Source organism: Streptomyces sp. BE20 (genome assembly GCF_036322525.1).
In the GTDB taxonomy this organism is placed as follows: Bacteria; Actinomycetota; Actinomycetes; order Streptomycetales; family Streptomycetaceae; genus Kitasatospora.
The window spans coordinates 506,309-524,412 of the sequence record NZ_JAQYWW010001223.1; the positions used below are offsets into that span (position 1 = coordinate 506,309).

Genomic DNA, 18,104 nt, shown 5'->3' on the forward strand with positions numbered 1-18,104 from the left:
AACGGTGGGAACCGGCCTACCGGTGTTCAGCGGTGAACCGTTCCAGAGTGGGGAAGGTGCCGGTGTCGATCGTGTTGGACGACTCATACTGATCAAGTCCCATCGTGAAGAGGGTGCGGCGGTACTGCCACTTGATGTGCTTGTCGTGCCGTGTGGGGTCGGTGGGCCGCATGAGGGCGAGGAAGAAGAAGCACTTGACGAGCAGGAAGTCGCCCAGGTGCTCGCTGACCCGCTGCCCGATCAGGAATGCGGTGGTCTCGTCGAGTGCGCCGGTGTAGGCGGTGCGCTGTTCCGGGGTGATGCTGTAGCCCTTGCCTCCGCCCTTGAAGGCCACGATGTCGAGCGCGGGGTAGACGTCGTAGCCGAGCGGGACCGGTCCGTGGTGCTGCCAGTCGATGACACCGGCCTGGAGGACGTTGGGCAGGCCGTAGTCGAGATGTCCGTGCACCATCGGGAGCTGGGCCAGCCGGTCGAGGGCGTGCTTGACCGCTTCGTGGACGCGCGGGGTGTCGAGGTCCGGGTTCTCCTCGAAGACCTCTGCCGCGAAGGCCGCCTTCTCGAACCACGGCGTGGCGGGGAGGGGGTGCCTCGCTTGGGCCTGCAGGAGCTTCGATGCGACGGCCGCCGCCGTGCTGATCACCTGGTAGCTGACCTGACCGTTCTGCCTGGCGTCGGCCAGCGCCTCCTCGTGAAGCGAGCTGTCGCCGATGGCGCGCTCGATGACGAAGTAGCTCTCGTTCTCCGAGCCGCTGTCGACGATCTCCGGCACCGGGTAATTAAGGCCGGCGGCCAGCTGCTGGAACTCGGTCTCAACCCGCAGATCCTCGCCGCCGGTCCGCTTGTAGAGCAGGCCGTCGGTGGACCTCCACACCGCGCCCTGCGTGGCCGTTCTGCCCTTCACAAACTCCCAGTCACTCATCCATCCATCCTTCCGTAGAGCCGAGTTGGGGTGGAGCAGATACGGCTGTGTCGGGCAGGTCACCTGGGGTTGGGCCGGCCGCCCCCGGGGGAAAGGGCGACCGGCCCCGTCACCGCCCGGCCGGTGTGCCTGCATCGGTACGGGCGGAGTCGGTGGGCACGTGGCGAGCGGTGCTGCGAGAACCACCTGTACGCGCGGGCGCTTGGCCAGGCGGGCACGTGGGGACGGGGCCTGGGACGGTCGGTGCGGACGACGCTCGCGATGAATGCCGCCCGGCGGGCCGAGCGAGGGTGCTCAGGTACCGCGACAGCGGGCACCGCCAGTTCGGCCCAGACCTTCTTGCCATGGGTCGTCGGTTCCGCGCCCCAGGTCTCCGACAGGCCCTCGATCAGCAGCATGCCTCGACCGGTGGTCAGTTCGTCGTTGCCGAAGTTCGCGGCGCCGGTGGGCATCCGGCGCGACGGGTCGTAGACCTCGATCACCACCCGGTCGCCGTCCGGAGAGAGGTAGATGCCGGCCAGCAGTCTTCCTGGCGCGTGGATGACCGCGTTGGCGAGCAACTCGTCGGCGACCAGCGCGATGTCGCCCAGCGAAGTCGGGTCGATCCCCCACGAGCGCGCGACTCGGACGACGGCTTCCCGGGCCGGCGGGACGTGGTCGCGCTTGGTGCCGATGAACGAGATACGCCGAGCGTGAGTGGAGGCGATCACTGATCACCGTCGCAGGCTTGGACCGCGTCGACAACGCTGTTGCACGGCCAGGGGCCGCAGCCGTCGCTGCACCGGCCGTCCTCGAACTGGTGGCGGCCGAGGACCTCTCGGGCGTGGGTGCTGGCGGTGGCGAGGCGCGCGCGACGCTCAGCGGCGTGATCTGAGGGGCTCGCGGTTGCGTTCGACGCCCGGCCGTCTTCCGAAGCGAGAGGAACGGCCACCGCGTCCGCGTCCCGCTGATGCGTGGTAGCGCCTCTCTGGGCATCCGAGCGGAGGGTCATCGGCGCTTCTCCTTAGCCGCTGGGTGGAGCCGCGCATGCGAGAGACCGCAGATGGGCCTCGGTCATGCGGGAGCGGGGAACCGCAAGCTGCGAGATGGTCGAGCTGCTGACGACCAGACAACTCCATCTCGATGCACCACGGTTAGGGCAACGGCTCCGCGTGCATGATCCATGCAGATCGTGCATGACGGGTTGTCCTGGTGCGGCTACGCTCGGCTCGCCAGGGCAGGATCAGCATTGGCAGGAGAAGCCATGTCGCGGACGGCCACAGGACACTCCGCTGCGGGTGGGATCGGAGAGGTGATCCGCCGCGCGCGAGTGTTGAGCGGCCGGTCGCAGGCGGACGTGGCCACCGAACTGGGCTACCACCAGTCGAAGATCAGCCGGTTGGAGAGCGGCAAGGGGACGCAGGACATCGACGTCCTGCGCGCTGTCGCAGCCGTGCTCGACATCCCACTGGAAAGCCTCGGCCTGTCCTCCCATACCAGTGCGGACAGCAGGACGGACGACATGCACCGTCGCAACTTCCTGGCCGCGAGCGTCGCCGCGCTCGCGACCCCGACGCCCCGTCCCCGCGTGGGGATAGAGCTGGTCCAGGCGCTGCTGCCTGGACCTGTTCCAGCCGATCACGCGCCACAACCCCAGGCCGCACTCGCGGCCCGGCTCTCCCAGGCTCGGAGGCTGTTCTACACCTGCCGGTACGCCGAACTCGAAGGCGCTCTGCCCTCGCTGATCGCCGACCTTCGCCAGGCCCAGGATGCCTCCCGCGGCGACGATCAAGTCCTGTCCGGCCTCCTCGCCACGGCGTACCAGACCGCGGTCAGCCTGCTGCTCAAGCTCGGCGACCACGGCAACGCCTGGCTGGCGGTCGGCCGTGCCATGGCCGAGGCCGAACGGAGCGCCGACCCCGTCGTGATGGCCTCCAGCGTCCGCGTCCAGGCGCACGTCCTCGCGCGCGACCGGCACACCGCGCCCGCCGTCACCCTCATCCGGCACACCGCCGACCAGCTCTCCGGCAGCTACGACCGGCGCCCACCCGAGTACCTCGCCGCGCTGGGGCTCATGCTCCTTCGCGGGGTGACGGCCGCAAGCGCCGGCGGCGACCGCGCCACGACCGCTGAGTTCCTCGCCGAGGCCCAGGAGGTCGCGCGCTACGTCGACCTCGACAGCCCAGAAGCCTGGGCGAACTTCAGTCCGACCAACGTCGCACTCCACTCGGTGAGCGCCTCGGTCGTCCTCGGCGACGCGGGAACGGCGCTGGAAGCGGCCCAGCCCCTGATGCGCAGGCGCATCCCGGTCCCCGAGCGCCGGGCCGCACTGTGGGTGGAGGCTGCACGGGCCTACAGCCAGCAAGGCAGACTGGCCGAGGGATACAAAGCGCTCAGGATCGCGGAGAGCTGTGCCTCGGAGGACATCCGTCGACGGCCCAGCGTGCTGGAGCTGGCCGGTGACATGGCCGCTCGCGACCGGCGCGGTGCCATCCCGGAGCTTCGCCGTTTCTGCCAGGAGTTGGGAGTCCAGGTTTGACCGAGCACCGCGAGCCGTTCCTCTACGTCGTCGTCTGCGCGTCGGGCATCGCCGACGGAGTGGGCGAACTGATCACCGCTGCCCACGCCGAGGGCTGGGGAGTCGGCGTGATCGCGACCCCGAACGGGCTCGGATTCATAGACCAGGAAGCCGTCGAAGCCCAGACCGGCTACCCGATCCGCTCCGCCTGGCGCACGCCGAGCATCCCCCAGCCGCTGCCCCCGGCCGACGCGATCGCCGTCGCCCCGGCCACCTTCAACACCATCAACAAGTGGGCCGCCGGCATCTCGGACACCCTCGCGCTCGGCATCCTCTGCGAGGCGTATGGCCTCGGCATCCCGGTGGCCGTCCAGCCCTACGTCAACTCCGCCCAAGCCGCGCACCCCGCATACGGGGAGAGCCTGGCCCGGCTCCGGTCGATGGGCGTCCTGCTCGGCGACTACGTCCCCCACAAGCCCAAGGCCGGCGGGGGACGCGAAAAGTACAACTGGACCCACGTCCTCGACCTGCTCCGCCCCGTGGCGGTCTCAGCAGCGGAGATGGAGTAGCCGATGCTCCCGCCTTCAGACGGGCCCCCAGGGGTCGCTGCCGCGATCGTGATCCGTGAGGGTCGGGTGCTGATGGTCCGGCGCCGGGTCAGCGAGGGCCAGCTTGTGTGGCAGTTCCCGGCGGGCAAGATCGAGCCCGGCGAGTCTCCCGAGGAAGCAGCTGTCCGCGAGACCGCCGAGGAGACGGGGCTGAACGTGGCCGCCATCAAGGTCCTCGGCGAGCGCGTCCACCCAGAGACTGGCCGGTGGATGTCGTACATGGCCTGCGAGATCGTCAGCGGCACCGCTGCCGTCGGTGACCCACGGGAACTGGACGCACTGGCGTGGGTGGCGCTTGCAGAGATCCCCGAATACGTCCCGTACGGGATCTTCGAGCCAGTGCAGGCATATCTGGATATCGCGCTCAAGGACTGAGAGAACATGCTCCGGTCGACCACCAACTGGTGGTCGACCGCAGCGGCAGCCGAATTCGGTCGCTCGTGGTCAGCGGTGTCGGGGCTGGGTGCCGTGGCGCTGCAGGGCAGTCGTTGTGGGCGGCGGGTTGGTGGTGGCGTGGCGGACGGTCGGGGCGGCGGACGAGCGCAGGAGTGCCGCCTCGACCGTGCGGTTGGGTGCGGGGTTGTAGCTGGTGTGTTGGATGCGGGCGATGAGGACTTGGGCGGGCAGGCGAACGCTGCCAAGTTCGCGGCGGGCGGCTGCCTCGGTGAGGAGCTGGTGGGGTATGTAGCCGCCGGCCTCGGCGTCGGCGAGGACTGTGTCGAGGGCGGGCCAGTTGGGGTCGGCGAGGATCCGTGTCGCGTGGTCGGGGATGGCGGCGCGGACGTCGCTGGCGAAGGTATTGCGGGTCTGCTCCTTGGGCTGGCGTTGGGCGAGGAAGGCGAGCTGGTCGGTGGCGGCCTGGTCGTAGGCGACCCGGAGGTGCTGGACGGTTCGGCGTGCGGCTTCGGCCTGCGGGGCATGGCCCTTGGCGGTGTGCCAGCGCTGGGAGAGGATCGCGGCCCAGACGAGGGCCACGACGAAGACGGTGAGGGTGCCGCCGTCCTTGCCGCTGCTGGCGTGCACAAGGTCGCGGGCCGCCTGTCGCAGACCGGCTGCCGCCGTATGGTCGGCGCGGATCTGGGAGCGCTGGGCGCAGGCGAAGACCTCTGCTTGCTCGGAGTTCGGCGCGCAGGTCCTGGGGCGCGGGCACGACCTCCGCCACGGCGCGGCCACCCTCGCGCTCGCCGGCGGGGTCGACATGAAGGTGGTGTCCGAGATGCTCGGCCACTCCTCCATCAAGATCACCTCGGACATCTACACCAGCGTCGTGCCCGAGATCGCCAAGGATGCCGCCGAGGCTGCCGCGAAGCTCGTCCCCCTTCAGCGGAAGACCGAAGCCGAGGCCCGCGCCAAGGGGCAGCCGAAGCCGAGAAGGCCAAGCGGAAGGCGGCGAAGAAGGCTCAGTCCAAGGCCAAGAACGCCAAGGGTTAACCCAAGATCAACACTCGCGCTCACGCGTCGCTCACGCAAGCGATCTTGTAGCGCGCCGTCGACGTCTGCCCGAATGCCGAGAAACAACAAAGACCCAGGTCAGCGGGCATCTGACCTGGGCCTTCTCGGAGCCGCCTGCGGGATTCGAACCCGCGACCTACGCATTACGAGTGCGTTGCTCTGGCCAACTGAGCTAAGGCGGCAACGTTGCCGGTGGTGACGGCAACGCGGGCCAGTCTACACAGGTTTCGGCGGTGATCCGTACCGGGTCGAGGAGGTGCCGTCAGGCGGAGGAGACGGCGAGCTTGGCGGCGAAGCCGGCGAAGAGGGCGGCGACGCCGCTGGTGAGGCCCGCGGAGAGGCGCTTGCGGCGGCGGAAGGCCGCGGCGAGCGTGGTGCCGGCGAAGATCAGGAGGGTGAGGTAGAGGACGCTGAAGGTCTGGAGGATCCCGCCGAGGAGGGCGAAGGAGAGGACGGGGCTGCCGTAGGAGGGGTCCACGAACTGGGTGAAGAAGGAGAGCAGGAAGAGGATGGCCTTGGGGTTCAGCAGGCTGATCACCAGGGCACGGCGGAACGGGCGCTCGGTCGGCTCCGGGGCGGCGTCGGGGGCGGCGTCGGCGCCTGCGCGGTGCTCGCGCCAGAGCTGGCGGGCGGCGCGGAGCATGCCGATGCCTATCCAGAGCAGGTAGGCGGCGCCGCCGAACTTGACCACCGCGAAGACGGCCGGGTTGGCCTCCAGGAGGGAGGCGGCGCCCAGCGAGGTGAGGCTGATCAGTGTGAAGTCTCCGACGAAGACCCCGGCGGCGGCGGTGTACGCGGTCCGGACACCCTTGCGGGCGGCGACGGAGAGGACGTAGAGGGAGTTGGGGCCGGGGAGGAGGATGATCACGAGGGCGCCGAGGACGTACGTCGCCAGGTCGTTGACTCCGAGCACGGTGGGCTCCGGTGGGGGTGACGGGGAGAGCGAGGGGCGCTCATCGTAACGTCGCACCGGAGGATGCTTGAAGGTGATTTCCCCCGGCCGTCGGACCCGTCCCGCCCCTCCCGCCCGGACCGCCTCACCGACCGCAGCGCTTCCCGTTCTCCGGGGCTTCGCCGCCCAGCAGGTAGCGGTTGACGGCGCCGTCCAGACAGGTGTCGTGGCGGCCGTACGCGGTGTGGCCGTCGCCGTCGTAGGTCAGCAGCCGACCGGACTCCAACTGCCCGGCCAGCGCCTGCGCCCAGGCGTACGGGGTGGCCGGGTCGCGGGTGGTGCCGACGACGACGATCGGCGTGGCGCCGGAGGCGCGGACGGTGTGCGGCGCGCCGGTGGGCCGGGCCGGCCAGTAGGTGCAGGTCAGCGCCATCCAGGCCATGTCGCGACCGAAGCGCGGCGAGGCCCGCTCGAAGTCCGGCACGGCGCGCGCGGCGTCGTCCGGACCGGCGAAGGGGGCGGGCAGGTCGAGGCAGTTCACGGCCATGTTGGCGAACATCAGGTTGGGGTACGAGCCGCCCGGCTCCCGGCCGTAGTAGTCGTCCGAGAGCTTCAGCAGGCCGGTGCCGTCGCCGGCCCGGGCGTCGGCCAGCGCGGTGCGCAGCCGGGGCCAGAGGAAGTCCGCGTACATGGCCTGGATGACGCCGGTGGTCGCCTGCGCCTCGGTGAGCCGGCGGCTGTCGGAGGTGGTCGGCAGCGGGTGGGCGTCGATCGCCGCGAACAGGGCGGCGAGTTGCTCGCCGGCCTTCTGCTCGGTCCGGCCGAGCGGGCAGTCCTCGCGCTTGACGCAGTCCTGGGCGAAGGCGGCCCAGGCGGTCTCGAAGCCGCCGGCCTGGGTGCGGTTGCCGGCCAGTGAGTCGAGCGAGGGGTCCATCGCGCCGTCGAGCACCATCCGCCCGGTCCGGCCGGGGAAGAGCCCCGCGTAGGTGGCACCGAGGAAGGTGCCGTACGACTTGCCGACGTAGTTGAGCCGCTCGTCGCCGAGCAGGGCCCGCAGCACGTCCAGGTCGCGGGCGGCCTCGACGGTGCTCAGGTGGCCGAGCCGGTCCCCGGCCTGCCGGCGGCAGCCCTCGGCGAACTCCTTGGCGGCGGCCACCAGGGCGTCGATCTCGGCCGGGTCGTCGGGAGTGATGTCGACGGCGGTGTAGGCGTCCATCCGCTCGCCGTCCAGGCAGGTCACCGGGGCGCTGCGGCCGACTCCGCGCGGGTCGACGCCGACCAGGTCGTACCGGGCGCGGACGCCGCTGTCGTAGGTGCGGGCGACGCCCTCGACGTACTCGACGGCGGAGGCGCCGGGGCCGCCCGGGTTGAGCAGCAGCGAGCCGAGCCGGTCGCCGCGGGCGGCGCCCGCCGCCCCGGAGCCGGTGACGGCCGGGGCGCGGACCGCGGCCAGCGTGAGGTCGCCGCCGGCCGGGCGGTCGTAGTCCAGCGGCACCTTGAAGGTGGTGCACTCGTAGCCGTCGTCGCACGGCTGCCAGGCGAGTCGCTGCCCGTAGTAGGACACGAGCGCGGCGGGGACGGCGGCGGGCAGCGGCTCCAGCGGCGCGGCCGCGGGGCGGGGGGCGCCCGCGAGCGCCGCTGCCGGCGCGGAGCCGGAAGCGGGGCCGGAAGCGGAGGCAGAACCGGAGGCGGGAGCGGACGGGGCAGACGCGGGCGCGTCACCGGCCGGCGGCACCGTGTCGGAGGAGGCCGCGCCGGGGGTGGTCGTCCCGGTCGGGGTGCAACCCCCCAACACCAGCCCGACGGCCGCCAGCAGTGCGGCCGCGGCGACCACACCCGCACGCCGTTCACGGTCGGCCCGCAGCTCGGCCGGCATAGGGGTCCCCCTCAGCTGATCACGTCCGGTGGCTTCGGTGCCGTCCGGGTTCCGCCGCCGGGTTCCGCCACCGGGTACCAGTGCCGCTCCGGGCACCGGTACCGGGAAGCGTAGTGCCCGCCCGGCCGGGTCAGGACGCCTTGGCGAGCGCCTCGCCGAGGTACTGCGCCGCCTGCCGGACCAGGCGCAGTCGGATCCGGTCCGCCGAGTAGTCCTGCGCGTTGTCGGAGATCCGTACCTCCGCGCGGGCGGCGGCTCCGGTGCCGGAGCGCAGCGTGGACTGCAGCTTGCGGGCCGCGTCCAGCCCGGCGGTGTCGGCCTTGCCTGCGGCGAGCAGCAGCTTGGGGGCGGCAGCGGCGGGCGCCTCGGCCCCGGTCCGGGCGAGTGCGGCGGTGTCGTACCGGCCGGAGACGGCGGCGGCCGCGCCGTAGAGGTCGGGGCGGGCGAGCCCGGCGGCCGCGGCGCAGGGCGCGCCGCCCTCCACACCCAGCGTGCCCCAGCCGGCCGGCCCGGGCGGCAGGGTGCGGAAGGTGGCGGCGATGGTGGTGCGGAGCGCAGCGTCGTCGGCGACGGCCATCGGGGCGGCGGCGAGCAGGTCGCAGGGGTGCCCGGTGCCGATCGGTGCCTCGGGGGCGACCAGGATGAACGGGCGGGCCTTGGCGCCCTGGGCGGCGGAGGAGAGGCCCTCGAAGACGTCGGGGACCTCGGTGTCGGCGGTCTTCCCCGGGCCGGCGGCCTGCATCACGACGACCGGGAAGCGGGCATTCGGGTCCTTCGCGTACTGGGCGGGCAGCCAGACCCGGACGTTCCGCGGGTGGCCGTCCGGGCCGGGGACGGCCGACTGCAGCAGCTCTCCGCCGCCCGGTCGGCCGACGCTGTCGAACCGGCTGACCACCGGCGGCGGGGCGGGCGCGCCGGCGGCTTCCGCAGGAACCGCAGCCACGGCGGAAGCCGGGGCCGCGGCAGGTGCTCCGCCCGCGGACTCCGGCGGCGCGGCCTGACGGTCCGCTCCCCCGCCGTCGGCCGACCGGTCGGCGGCGGACCCGGTCGGTGTGCCGACCCCGGCCAGGTCGCCGAAGGCGCCCAGGGCCGTGAGCAGGGTAAGAACGGTGACGCAGATCCCGCAGACCATCGCCCCGGCCGCCCGTACCAGCATCGGCCGCTGGTCGCCGGTCAGCTCGTACGTCTCGGCGGCCCGTAGATCGCGCCAGCGCAACAGCGCGCCGCGCGCCAGCCAGATCCCACCCCCCGCGGCGGCGAGCAGGGGAACGACCAGAAGCGAACCGACCATGGGACGCACCACCTCGGGGAGGGCCGGACGACCGGGCCCGGCGCCGTACGGGACGCGACGGCCCCGGGACCGGGGCTCAGTCGGCCCCCAGCGTGCAAGACGACCCGGCGGCCGCACGAGGCTGTGCCCGGCGCGTATCGCTCGTTCACTCGAAGGTGGGACGCCGGGTAGGCGGGAAGCCGTACCCGAGGGGTGGTCCGGGGCTCGGCGCAGCCGCTCCCGGGCCGGTGCCGGCGCACGGACCCGCCGGAACCCGCACGCATCTCAGGGCTTCCGCACGGCTCCCTGCTACGCGCGGGCCCGGAGGCTCACCCCGCCCTCAGGGCCACCGTCATCGCCTCGACGGCGAGCAGCGGGTCGACGTTCCGGTCCAGAGCGCGCCGGCAGGCCAACACGGCCTCGATCCGCCGCAGCGTCGACTCCGGCGGACCGGACTGGGCGACCCGCCCGAGCGCCTGCCGCTGGTCCTCGTTGGCCAGCGCTCCGGTCGAGCCGAGCTGGATCGCGAGGACGTCCCGGTAGAAGCCGAGCAGGTCGAGCAGCGCGACGCCCAGCGTCTCGCGGCGGGTACGGGTGGCGCGGCTCTTCTGCCGCTTCTCCAGTTCCTTGACAGCCCCGGCCATGCCGCGCGGTGTCTTGCTGCCCTCCGCCGCGCCGTACGCGGCCTTGAGGTCGTCGGTCTCCCGGGCGTCCTGGGTCTCGGCGAGCGCCTCGGCGTCGGCCTTGGCGGTGTCCACCAGGCGCTGCGCGGCGGCCAGGCAGCCGCCGATGTCGGCGACCTCCAGCGGGATCCTCAGCACCTCGTCGCGGCGGGTCCGGGCCTGCTCGTCGACGGCGAGGCGGCGCGACCGCTCGATGTCCCCCTGGCCGGCGAGTGCGGCCAGCCGGGCGGTCCCGGGCTCGACGCCGTCCCGGCGGACCAGCATGTCGGCGACGGCCTCGGCGGCCGGGGTGCGCAGCACCAGCATGCGGCAGCGGGACCGGATGGTCGGCAGCACGTCCTGCACGGAGGGCGCGCAGAGCAGCCAGACGGTGCGCGGGGACGGCTCCTCCACCCCCTTCAGCAGGGCGTTGGCGGCGGCCTCGGTGAGGCGGTGCGCGGCGTCGACGAGGATCACCGACCAGCGGCCGTTGGTCGGGTAGCTGGAGGCGCGCAGCACGAGGGCGCGCATGTCGCCGACACCGATCGACAGGCCGTCGGTCCGGACGTACTTCACGTCGGCGTGGCTGCCCGCGAGCACGGTGTGGCAGCCGTCGCAGAAGCCGCAGCCGGGCGTGCCGCCGAGCGCGAGGTCGGGGCTGGTGCACTGGAGGGCGGCGGCGAAGGAGCGGGCGGCCGTGATCTGGCCGGCCCCGGGCGGACCGGTGAACAGCCAGGCGTGCGTCATCAGCGAGGCGTTGCCGCCCGCCCCGGTCGCGGCTCCGCGTCCGGCGGCGACCGTCGCCCCGGCCGACCGGGCGGCGGCGGTCAGCTGCTCGACCACCCGGTCCTGGCCCACCAGGTCGTCCCAGACGGCCACTGCTGCTCCCAAGCTAGGTTCGGACCCCACCCCGGACGGCTCCGCCGTGCCGCGGACCGGTTGGCGGTAGCCGCAGCGGTACGGACCGCTGGTGGCGGTGGGGACCGGGATGTCGGACGGCGGCCCCGGCGCCGTCTCCGTCGTCGAGCATACGTGGCCGGTACGACGGCGGGCGGTGCCGCCGGAGCCTCGCCCCGGCAGCACCGCCCGCCGTCGGTGGTCCCTCGTGAGCCGTCCCGCGATGGGGGTCGGCCCAGCCGGTCGGGCTCGCCGGTCAGCCCCGTCGGCCCCAGCGGCGGCCCTTGCCCCTGCCGTCGTCCTGGCCGCCCTGGCCGTCCCGCCCGTCCGCGTCGTTCGGCGGAACGGGACCCGCCGGACCGGCCGGGGCGCCCTGGCCGGTGCCGTCGCCCCAGCGGGCCCACTCGTCCCGCGAGCCGAGCAGGGTGTCGGTGAGGCTCGGCAGGTCGTCCATCGGCGTCTCCTCCGCCCAGTCCGGCCTCGGCCGGGACTCCGTGGCGGGCGGCTGCTGCGGGTCGACCACCGGCAGCTCACGCGTACTGTCGACCGGCCGGTCGGCGGGGCGGTTCGCCGGCGGGGCGTCGGCGGGCCGCTCGTCCCGCCAGAGCCCCGGCGGCACCGCGTCGCCCCGCCGACCCGGCTCGACCCGGGGCAGGACGGCCGTCTCGTCCGCCGGAACCCGGGGCAGGACGGCCGTCTCGTCCGCCGGAACCCGAGGGAGGACGGTGGTCTCGTCCGCCGGAGCACCCGGAGCGCCCGGAACACCCGGAGCGCCCGGGGTCCCCGGTACGACCGGAAGCTTCGTCGTCGCGGCGGCGTCGCCCGCCGGACCCGCGCCCACCGGACCGCCCGCCGCCTCGGCGGCGCGGACGGCGGCCCGACGGTCCCGCTCGGAGATCTCCTGCGTCGCGTCCTCGCCGCCACGCCCCTTCGGGGCCTGCGCCCCGGGGTCCTTCACGATCCGCAGCTCGGTGGTCACCGCGTCGTCCGGCACGGCACCGGAGCGGTCGGCCCGCCCCTCCGCCTCGGCCGCCGCAGCAGCAGCGGCCGCCAGCGCGGCGGCCTGCGCCAGCCGGGCCTCCTCGGCCCGCTGCAGCGCCTCCTCCGCCCGGCGGCGCTGCTCCTCCCGCGCCAGCTCGCGCTGCCGCTGGAGCTCCGCCTGGGCGGCCGCCTCCTCGGCGAGCCTCTTGCGCTCGGCGGCCTCGGCGGCCAGTCGGGCCTCCTCCTCGGCGCGCCGCCTGGCCTCCTCCTCGGCACGTCGGCGGGCTTCCTCCTCCGCGCGCTTGCGGGCCTCCTCGGCCGCCTTGCGCGCAGCCTCGGCGGCGACCCGTTCGGCCTCCTCCTTGGCGAGGCGCTCCTGCTCGGCCTGCTCGGCCCGGAGCTGTGCCAGCACCTCCTGGCGCTTCCGCTCGGCGGCCTCCTCCTCGGCGCGCTTGCGGGCCTCCTCGGCGGCGCGCCGCTCGGCCTCCTCCCGGGCGAGGCGCTCCTGCTCGGCCCGGGCGGCCTTCTCCTGCTCGGAGAGCGGCAGCTCCCGGTCGAGCCGGTGGCGGATCGCGGTGGTGACGAAGCCGGGCTGCTGGCTGCCGTCGACGACGAGGTAGCGCGCCGGGTCGGCGGCGGCGAGCGAGAGGAAGCCGGACCGGACCCGCTGGTGGAACTCGGTCGGCTCGGACTCCAGCCGGTCCAGCGCCTCGGTGAACCGCTCCCGGGCCCGGGTCGGGTCGACGTCCAGGACGACGGTCAGGTTGGGCAGCAGCCCGCCGGTCGCCCAGCGCGAGATCCGGGCCACCTCGGTGGCGGCCAGGTCGCGGCCGGCGCCCTGGTACGCGATCGAGGAGTCCATGTACCGGTCGGTGATGACGACCGCGCCGCGGGCCAGTGCGGGGCGGATGACGTTCTCGACGTGCTCGGCCCGGTCGGCCGCGTAGATCAGCGCCTCGGCGCGGTGCGAGAGGCCGGTGTTGCCGACGTCCAGGACGAGGCCGCGCAGCCGCTGCCCGACCGGGCTGCCGCCGGGTTCGCGGGTGAGCACCACCTCGTGGCCCTTGCCCCTGATCCACTCGGCGAGCGCCTGCGCCTGGGTGGACTTGCCGGCGCCGTCGCCGCCCTCCAGGGCGATGAAGAAGCCGGTGCCCGCCGTGCGGTGGGGAGCCGGGCCGGTGGCGCCGCGCAGGGCGTCCAGCAGGTCCTTGCCGAACGGGGCGGTGCCGCGCCGGTCGTCGGTCCGGAGCAGGACGACGGCCGCCAGCACCAGGGTGAGCAGTCCGGCGGTGGCGACCGCGAGGGCCGCGCCACCGTGGATGAAGGTGAACGAGCCGGGCTCGACCTCGCCGTACGCGACGTCCCCGTAGGCGGCGGCGATCAGCGGGACGACGATCAGTGCGGCGCCCACCACGACCCGCAGCACCGCGTACAGGTGTTCGGTGACCTTGGGGAGCCGGGCCTCCTCGACCTCCTGGGCGAGCAGTCCGCGCCCGGCGGTGATGACGATCCCGGCGGCCACCGCGGCCAGCACGGTGAGCAGCAGCACGAGCACGAAGTCCAGCACCAGGCCGGCCAGGATCAGCGCGACGCCCTCGGTCAGCAGGGCGAGCGCGAGCAGCCGGCGGCGGGAGAGCGAGGGCAGGGTCGCCCGGGTGATCCGGACGCCCAGCGCGGGGGCGCCGGTGGCGGCGAGCACCAGCAGGCCGTAGCCGATCGGCCCGGCGCGGTGCTCGGCGGCGGTGAGCAGTGCCAGCGCGCAGACACCGGCCGTCGCGGCGTACCCGGCGGCCACCGCGAAGGTGAAGTACGGGGCGGAGCCGGTGCGGCCCTTGGTCATGGCCGGGCCGGGGGTCGCGTCGGTCGGGGCGCGCAGGCCCTGCAGCGGGGAGTGCGGGGCCACCTTGACGGCGCCGCCGGGCAGCTCCTGGAAGTGGATCCGGACGGCCGAGACGGCGAACAGGACCGCCGCGCCGACGGCGGCGAAGGTGGTCTGGTGGGCGCGCAGCCAGTCCGAGCCGAGCGCCGCGAAGATGTTGTTGAGCAGCGTGAGCGCGACGAGGGCGGCGGCGGCGAGCGGCACGGTGGCCCAGCCGGTGCGGTGGTCCAGGCTCCGGACGGTCGCCAGGTTGGCGGCGGACGGGCGGCGCTCGGCAGCGGGGGCGAAGGGGTTGGCGGGGGGCAGCAGGCCGGGCACGGCGGCGGCCTTGCCGATCGCCCAGACCCGTTCGGCGGCGCCGGTCACGAAGACGGTCGCGAGCAGCACCCAGGTCGCGGCGCCGGAGGGCTTCGGGCCGGAGCCCAGCCAGACGATCCACCACGGCGCGACACCGATCAGCACGGCACGCAGGGCGTCCGCGCCGAGCAGCGTCCAGCGTCGGTCGAGCCTGCCGCTGAGCAGCCCGTGCACCGGGCCGAGCAGGGCGGCGCCGACCAGCCCGGTGGCCGCCAGCCGGGCCGCGAAGACGGCGGCGACGGCGAAGGCGAGGCTGCGCGGCAGGTCACCGAACTGTCCGCCGAGTGCGGCGGCGATCACGGTGAGGGCGAGCAGGACCAGGAGTCCCAGGCGGTCGGCGGTGCCGCCGATCAGCTGGGTGGTCCAGAGCCGGCGGTACGGGCGCAGGCGCAGCAGCGCACGGACCCGCTCGCCGGTGGTTCCGGCCGGCGCGACCTCGGCAAGGTCGGGCGTGCCGGCTCTCGCGGCCTCGGCGACGCTGGGGGTGGGCTGCTCCGCGCTCGTCATACCGTCAGCGTAGCGGTCGGCGCATGGCGCAAAAGAGGGGAGCGCAGCTCCGGACGGGCGCCATCGCAGGGTTGTGACAGAGTCCGCACACGCCCGTCGCGCGTTGCCCCCGAACGAACCGGGCCCGCGCCGCCGGAGCGGACGCGGGCCCGGTGCCGCCGATCGGGTGTCAGCCCTCGTCGGTGGCGGCGGCCTTGCTCGCGGTTGCCTTCTTGGCCGTCGTCGCCTTCTTGGCGGCGGTCTTGGTGGTGGTCTTCTTGGCCGCCGTCTTGGCCGCCGCCGTCTTGGTGGTGGTGGTCTTCGCCGCGGTCTTCTTGGCCACCGCCTTCTTGGCCGGGGCCTTCTTCGCCGTCTTCTTCACCGGTCCGCGCGCCCGCTTCTCGGCGAGCAGCTCGTAGCCGCGCTCGGGGGTGATGGTCTCGACCTCGTCGTCCTTGCGGAGCGTCGCGTTGGTCTCGCCGTCGGTCACGTACGGGCCGAAGCGGCCGTCCTTGACCACCACGGGGCGCTCGCTGACCGGGTCGGTGCCCAGCTCCTTCAGCGGCGGCGCGGCGGCGGCGCGGCCGCGCTGCTTGGGCTGGGCGTAGATCGCCAGCGCCTCCTCCAGCGTGACCGTGAACATCTGCTCCTCGCTGGTGAGCGAGCGGGAGTCGGTGCCGCGCTTGAGGTACGGGCCGTAGCGGCCGTTCTGCGCGGTGATCTCCACGCCCTCCGGGTCCGCACCGACCACGCGCGGCAGCGAGAGCAGCTTCAGCGCGTCGTCGAGGGTGACGGTGTCCAGCGACATCGACTGGAGCAGCGAGGCGGTCCGCGGCTTGACGGCGTTCTTGCCGGTCTTGGGCGTGCCCTCGGGCAGGATCTCGGTGACGTACGGCCCGTAGCGGCCGTCCTTGGCGACCAGCATGTTGCCGCTGACCGGGTCCGCGCCGAGCTCGTAGTCACCGCTGGGCCGGGCCAGCAGTTCCTCGGCCAGCTCGACGGTCAGCTCGTCCGGCGGCAGGTCGTCCGGGATGTCGGCGCGCTGGCCGGGCTCCCCCTCGACCTCGGAGGCGCGCTCGACGTAGGGGCCGTAGCGGCCGACCCGCAGGGTGATGGCGTCGCTGACCGGGAACGAGCTGATCTCCCGGGCGTCGATCGCGCCGAGGTCGGTGACCAGTTCCTTCAGACCGCCCAGGTGGTCGCCGTCGCCGTTGCCGGCCTCGGCGGCGCCGCCGGTGGCCGCGCCCTCACCGGCGGCCTCGCCGAAGTAGAAGCGCTTCAGCCACGGCACGGACTTCGCCTCGCCCGCCGCGATCCGGTCGAGGTCGTCCTCCATCTTCGCGGTGAAGTCGTAGTCGACGAGCCGGCCGAAGTGCTTCTCCAGCAGGTTGACCACGGCGAAGGAGAGGAACGACGGCACCAGCGCCGTCCCCTTCTTGAAGACGTACCGGCGGTTGATGATGGTGTCGATGATCGAGGCGTAGGTGGAGGGGCGGCCGATCTCCCGGTCCTCCAGCTCCTTGACCAGCGAGGCCTCGGTGTAGCGGGCCGGCGGCTTGGTGGCGTGCCCCTCGGGGTTGAGCTGCTCGGCGGCCAGCGGGTCGCCCTCGGTGACCTGCGGCAGCCGGCGCTCGCGGTCGTCCAGCTCGGCGTTCGGGTCGTCGGCGCCCTCGACGTAGGCCTTGAGGAAGCCGTGGAAGGTGATGATCTTGCCGGAGGCGGAGAACTCGACGTCCCGGCCGTCGGCGGACCGGCCGCCGACCTTCACGGTGACCGACTGGCCGACCGCGTCCTTCATCTGGGAGGCGACGGTGCGCATCCAGATCAGCTCGTAGAGCCGGAAGTCGTCGCCGGTCAGGCCGGTCTCGGCGGGCGTGCGGAACCGGTCGCCGGACGGGCGGACCGCCTCGTGCGCCTCCTGCGCGTTCTTCACCTTGGAGGCGTAGGTGCGCGGCGCGTCCGGCAGGTAGTCGGCCCCGTACAGCTGGGTGACCTGCACGCGGGCGGCGGTGACGGCGGTCTCCGACAGCGTGGTCGAGTCGGTACGCATATAGGTGATGAAGCCGTTCTCGTACAGCTTCTGGGCCACCTGCATGGTCCGCTTGGCACCGAAGCCCAGCTTGCGGCTGGCCTCCTGCTGGAGCGTGGTGGTGCGGAACGGCGCGTACGGCGAGCGGCGGTACGGCTTGGACTCGACGCCGCGCACCGAGAACGCCGTCTGCTCCAGGGCGACGGCCAGCGTGCGGGCGGCCTGCTCGTCCAGGTGCAGGGTGCCGGTGCTGCCCGACTTCAGGCGGCCGTCCTGGCCGAAGTCACGGCCGCTGGCGATCCGCTTGCCGTCCACGGAGGAGAGCCGGGCCCCGAAGGTCTCCGGGTTGGCCGCGTCCGCCGGGGTGCGCCCGGTGCCGAAGGTGCCGACCAGGTCCCAGTACGAGGCCGAGCGGAAGGCCATCCGCTCGCGCTCGCGCTCGACGACCAGCCGGGTCGCGACCGACTGCACGCGGCCCGCCGACAGCTTCGGCATGACCTTCTTCCAGAGCACCGGCGAGACCTCGAAGCCGTAGAGGCGGTCGAGGATGCGGCGGGTCTCCTGGGCGTCGACCAGGCGCTGGTTCAGCTCGCGCGGGTTGCGCACCGCCTCCTGGATGGCGGCCTTGGTGATCTCGTGGAACACCATCCGGTGCACCGGCACCTTGGGCTTGAGCACCTGCTGGAGGTGCCACGCGATGGCCTCGCCCTCGCGGTCCTCATCGGTGGCGAGGAAGAGCTCGTCGGACTCCGCGAGCAGCGACTTCAATTTGCTGACCTGGGACTTCTTGTCAGCGTTGACCACATAGATGGGAGCGAAGTCGTGATCCACGTCCACGCCCAGGCGACGCACCTCGCCGGTGTACTTGTCCGGGACCTCGGCGGCCGTGCTCGGCAGGTCGCGGATGTGCCCGACGCTCGCCTCGACGATGTAGCCGGGGCCAAGGTAGCCCTTGATCGTCTTCGCCTTGGCCGGCGACTCGACAATGACGAGTCGCTGTCCGTGCGCGGTCTCGCTGCTCGGGGACACCTTCGCTCTTCTCTCCCGGTCGTTATGTGAGCTGGTCGGCGCTGGCAGCACGGGCTGCGCTCCGCCCGACCCCTCCACCGACCCGGGGCCGCCGCTGTACGACGACCCCACCAGCGGAGTGTGACCGTACCCCGGCCACCCTTGTCAAACGGACGGATCCTGCTTTTTCACCGGCAAGGCCGACCGACGCCACTCGAACGGTAACCCGACGACGGAGGATCGCGCCCTGCGGAGGGCGCTTCGGTGGGTTCCGAAGGATGGAATGACGGA

Annotated in this window: 12 protein-coding genes, 1 tRNA gene and 1 pseudogene; 5 read left to right on the forward strand and 9 right to left on the reverse strand. The window is 73.3% G+C overall.

What is annotated here, in order from left to right:
• Positions 1-16 precede the first annotated feature (16 nt).
• Positions 17-919, reverse strand: a complete 903-nt coding sequence (locus PUR61_RS44615; protein WP_329885681.1) for a phosphotransferase — start codon at positions 917-919, stop codon at positions 17-19.
• Positions 920-978: 59 nt separating this feature from the next.
• The gene (locus PUR61_RS44620; protein ID WP_329885682.1) at positions 979-1,629 is read right to left on the reverse strand and encodes an ATP-binding protein; all 651 of its coding nucleotides are present in this window, start codon (positions 1,627-1,629) and stop codon (positions 979-981) included.
• A 17-nt stretch (positions 1,630-1,646) separates the two neighbouring features.
• Here PUR61_RS44620 and PUR61_RS44625 point away from each other — a divergent pair, with 17 nt between their 5' ends.
• The 5 genes and pseudogenes from PUR61_RS44625 to PUR61_RS45690 all read left to right on the forward strand — a co-directional run.
• Entirely contained in the window at positions 1,647-1,793 is a 147-nt protein-coding gene (locus tag PUR61_RS44625; RefSeq protein ID WP_329885683.1) for a hypothetical protein, read from the forward strand.
• 369 nt (positions 1,794-2,162) lie between these two features.
• Positions 2,163-3,437, forward strand: coding sequence for a helix-turn-helix domain-containing protein (locus tag PUR61_RS44630; protein WP_329885755.1), 1,275 nt, complete (start codon positions 2,163-2,165; stop codon positions 3,435-3,437).
• Positions 3,434-3,985, forward strand: a complete 552-nt coding sequence (locus PUR61_RS44635) for a flavoprotein (RefSeq protein WP_329885684.1) — start codon at positions 3,434-3,436, stop codon at positions 3,983-3,985. The genes PUR61_RS44630 and PUR61_RS44635 overlap by 4 nt, the downstream gene beginning before the upstream one ends.
• Before the next feature lie 3 nt (positions 3,986-3,988).
• Positions 3,989-4,399 (forward strand): NUDIX hydrolase, encoded by a 411-nt coding sequence (locus tag PUR61_RS44640; RefSeq protein ID WP_329885685.1) that lies wholly within the window; start codon positions 3,989-3,991, stop codon positions 4,397-4,399.
• A gap of 616 nt (positions 4,400-5,015) precedes the next feature.
• Positions 5,016-5,231 (forward strand): annotated as a pseudogene (locus tag PUR61_RS45690) (hypothetical protein); the annotation flags it as partial.
• 353 nt (positions 5,232-5,584) lie between these two features.
• Here PUR61_RS45690 and PUR61_RS44650 read toward each other — a convergent pair.
• The 7 genes from PUR61_RS44650 to topA form a co-directional block, all read right to left on the reverse strand.
• Positions 5,585-5,658: transfer RNA gene (locus PUR61_RS44650), tRNA-Thr, on the reverse strand.
• Between the two features lie 80 nt (positions 5,659-5,738).
• Positions 5,739-6,389 carry a leucine efflux protein LeuE gene (gene leuE / locus PUR61_RS44655; protein WP_329885756.1) on the reverse strand — a complete coding sequence of 217 codons (651 nt, stop codon included), beginning with the start codon at positions 6,387-6,389 and terminating at the stop codon, positions 5,739-5,741.
• 124 nt (positions 6,390-6,513) lie between these two features.
• A complete protein-coding gene (locus PUR61_RS44660; RefSeq protein ID WP_329885686.1) occupies positions 6,514-8,244 on the reverse strand; it encodes an alpha/beta hydrolase in 1,731 nt (576 codons plus the stop codon).
• A 130-nt stretch (positions 8,245-8,374) separates the two neighbouring features.
• On the reverse strand, positions 8,375-9,535 hold the full coding sequence (locus tag PUR61_RS44665) for a hypothetical protein (protein WP_329885687.1): 1,161 nt from the start codon (positions 9,533-9,535) through the stop codon (positions 8,375-8,377).
• A 308-nt stretch (positions 9,536-9,843) separates the two neighbouring features.
• Positions 9,844-11,055 carry a DNA polymerase III subunit delta' gene (locus tag PUR61_RS44670; RefSeq protein WP_329885757.1) on the reverse strand — a complete coding sequence of 404 codons (1,212 nt, stop codon included), beginning with the start codon at positions 11,053-11,055 and terminating at the stop codon, positions 9,844-9,846.
• A 274-nt stretch (positions 11,056-11,329) separates the two neighbouring features.
• Positions 11,330-14,797 (reverse strand): dTMP kinase, encoded by a 3,468-nt coding sequence (tmk, locus tag PUR61_RS44675; protein WP_329885688.1) that lies wholly within the window; start codon positions 14,795-14,797, stop codon positions 11,330-11,332.
• 169 nt (positions 14,798-14,966) lie between these two features.
• A complete protein-coding gene (topA, locus tag PUR61_RS44680) occupies positions 14,967-17,834 on the reverse strand; it encodes a type I DNA topoisomerase (RefSeq protein ID WP_329885689.1) in 2,868 nt (955 codons plus the stop codon).
• Positions 17,835-18,104 lie beyond the last annotated feature (270 nt).

Coding starts and splice junctions, on each gene's coding strand:
- PUR61_RS44615 (WP_329885681.1), bottom strand. CDS start 919: ATGAGTGACTGGGAGTTTGTGAAGGGCAGAACGGCCACGCAGGGCGCG.
- PUR61_RS44630 (WP_329885755.1), top strand. CDS start 2,163: ATGTCGCGGACGGCCACAGGACACTCCGCTGCGGGTGGGATCGGAGAG.
- PUR61_RS44640 (WP_329885685.1), top strand. CDS start 3,989: ATGCTCCCGCCTTCAGACGGGCCCCCAGGGGTCGCTGCCGCGATCGTG.
- PUR61_RS44660 (WP_329885686.1), bottom strand. CDS start 8,244: ATGCCGGCCGAGCTGCGGGCCGACCGTGAACGGCGTGCGGGTGTGGTC.
- PUR61_RS44665 (WP_329885687.1), bottom strand. CDS start 9,535: ATGGTCGGTTCGCTTCTGGTCGTTCCCCTGCTCGCCGCCGCGGGGGGT.
- tmk (WP_329885688.1), bottom strand. CDS start 14,797: ATGACGAGCGCGGAGCAGCCCACCCCCAGCGTCGCCGAGGCCGCGAGA.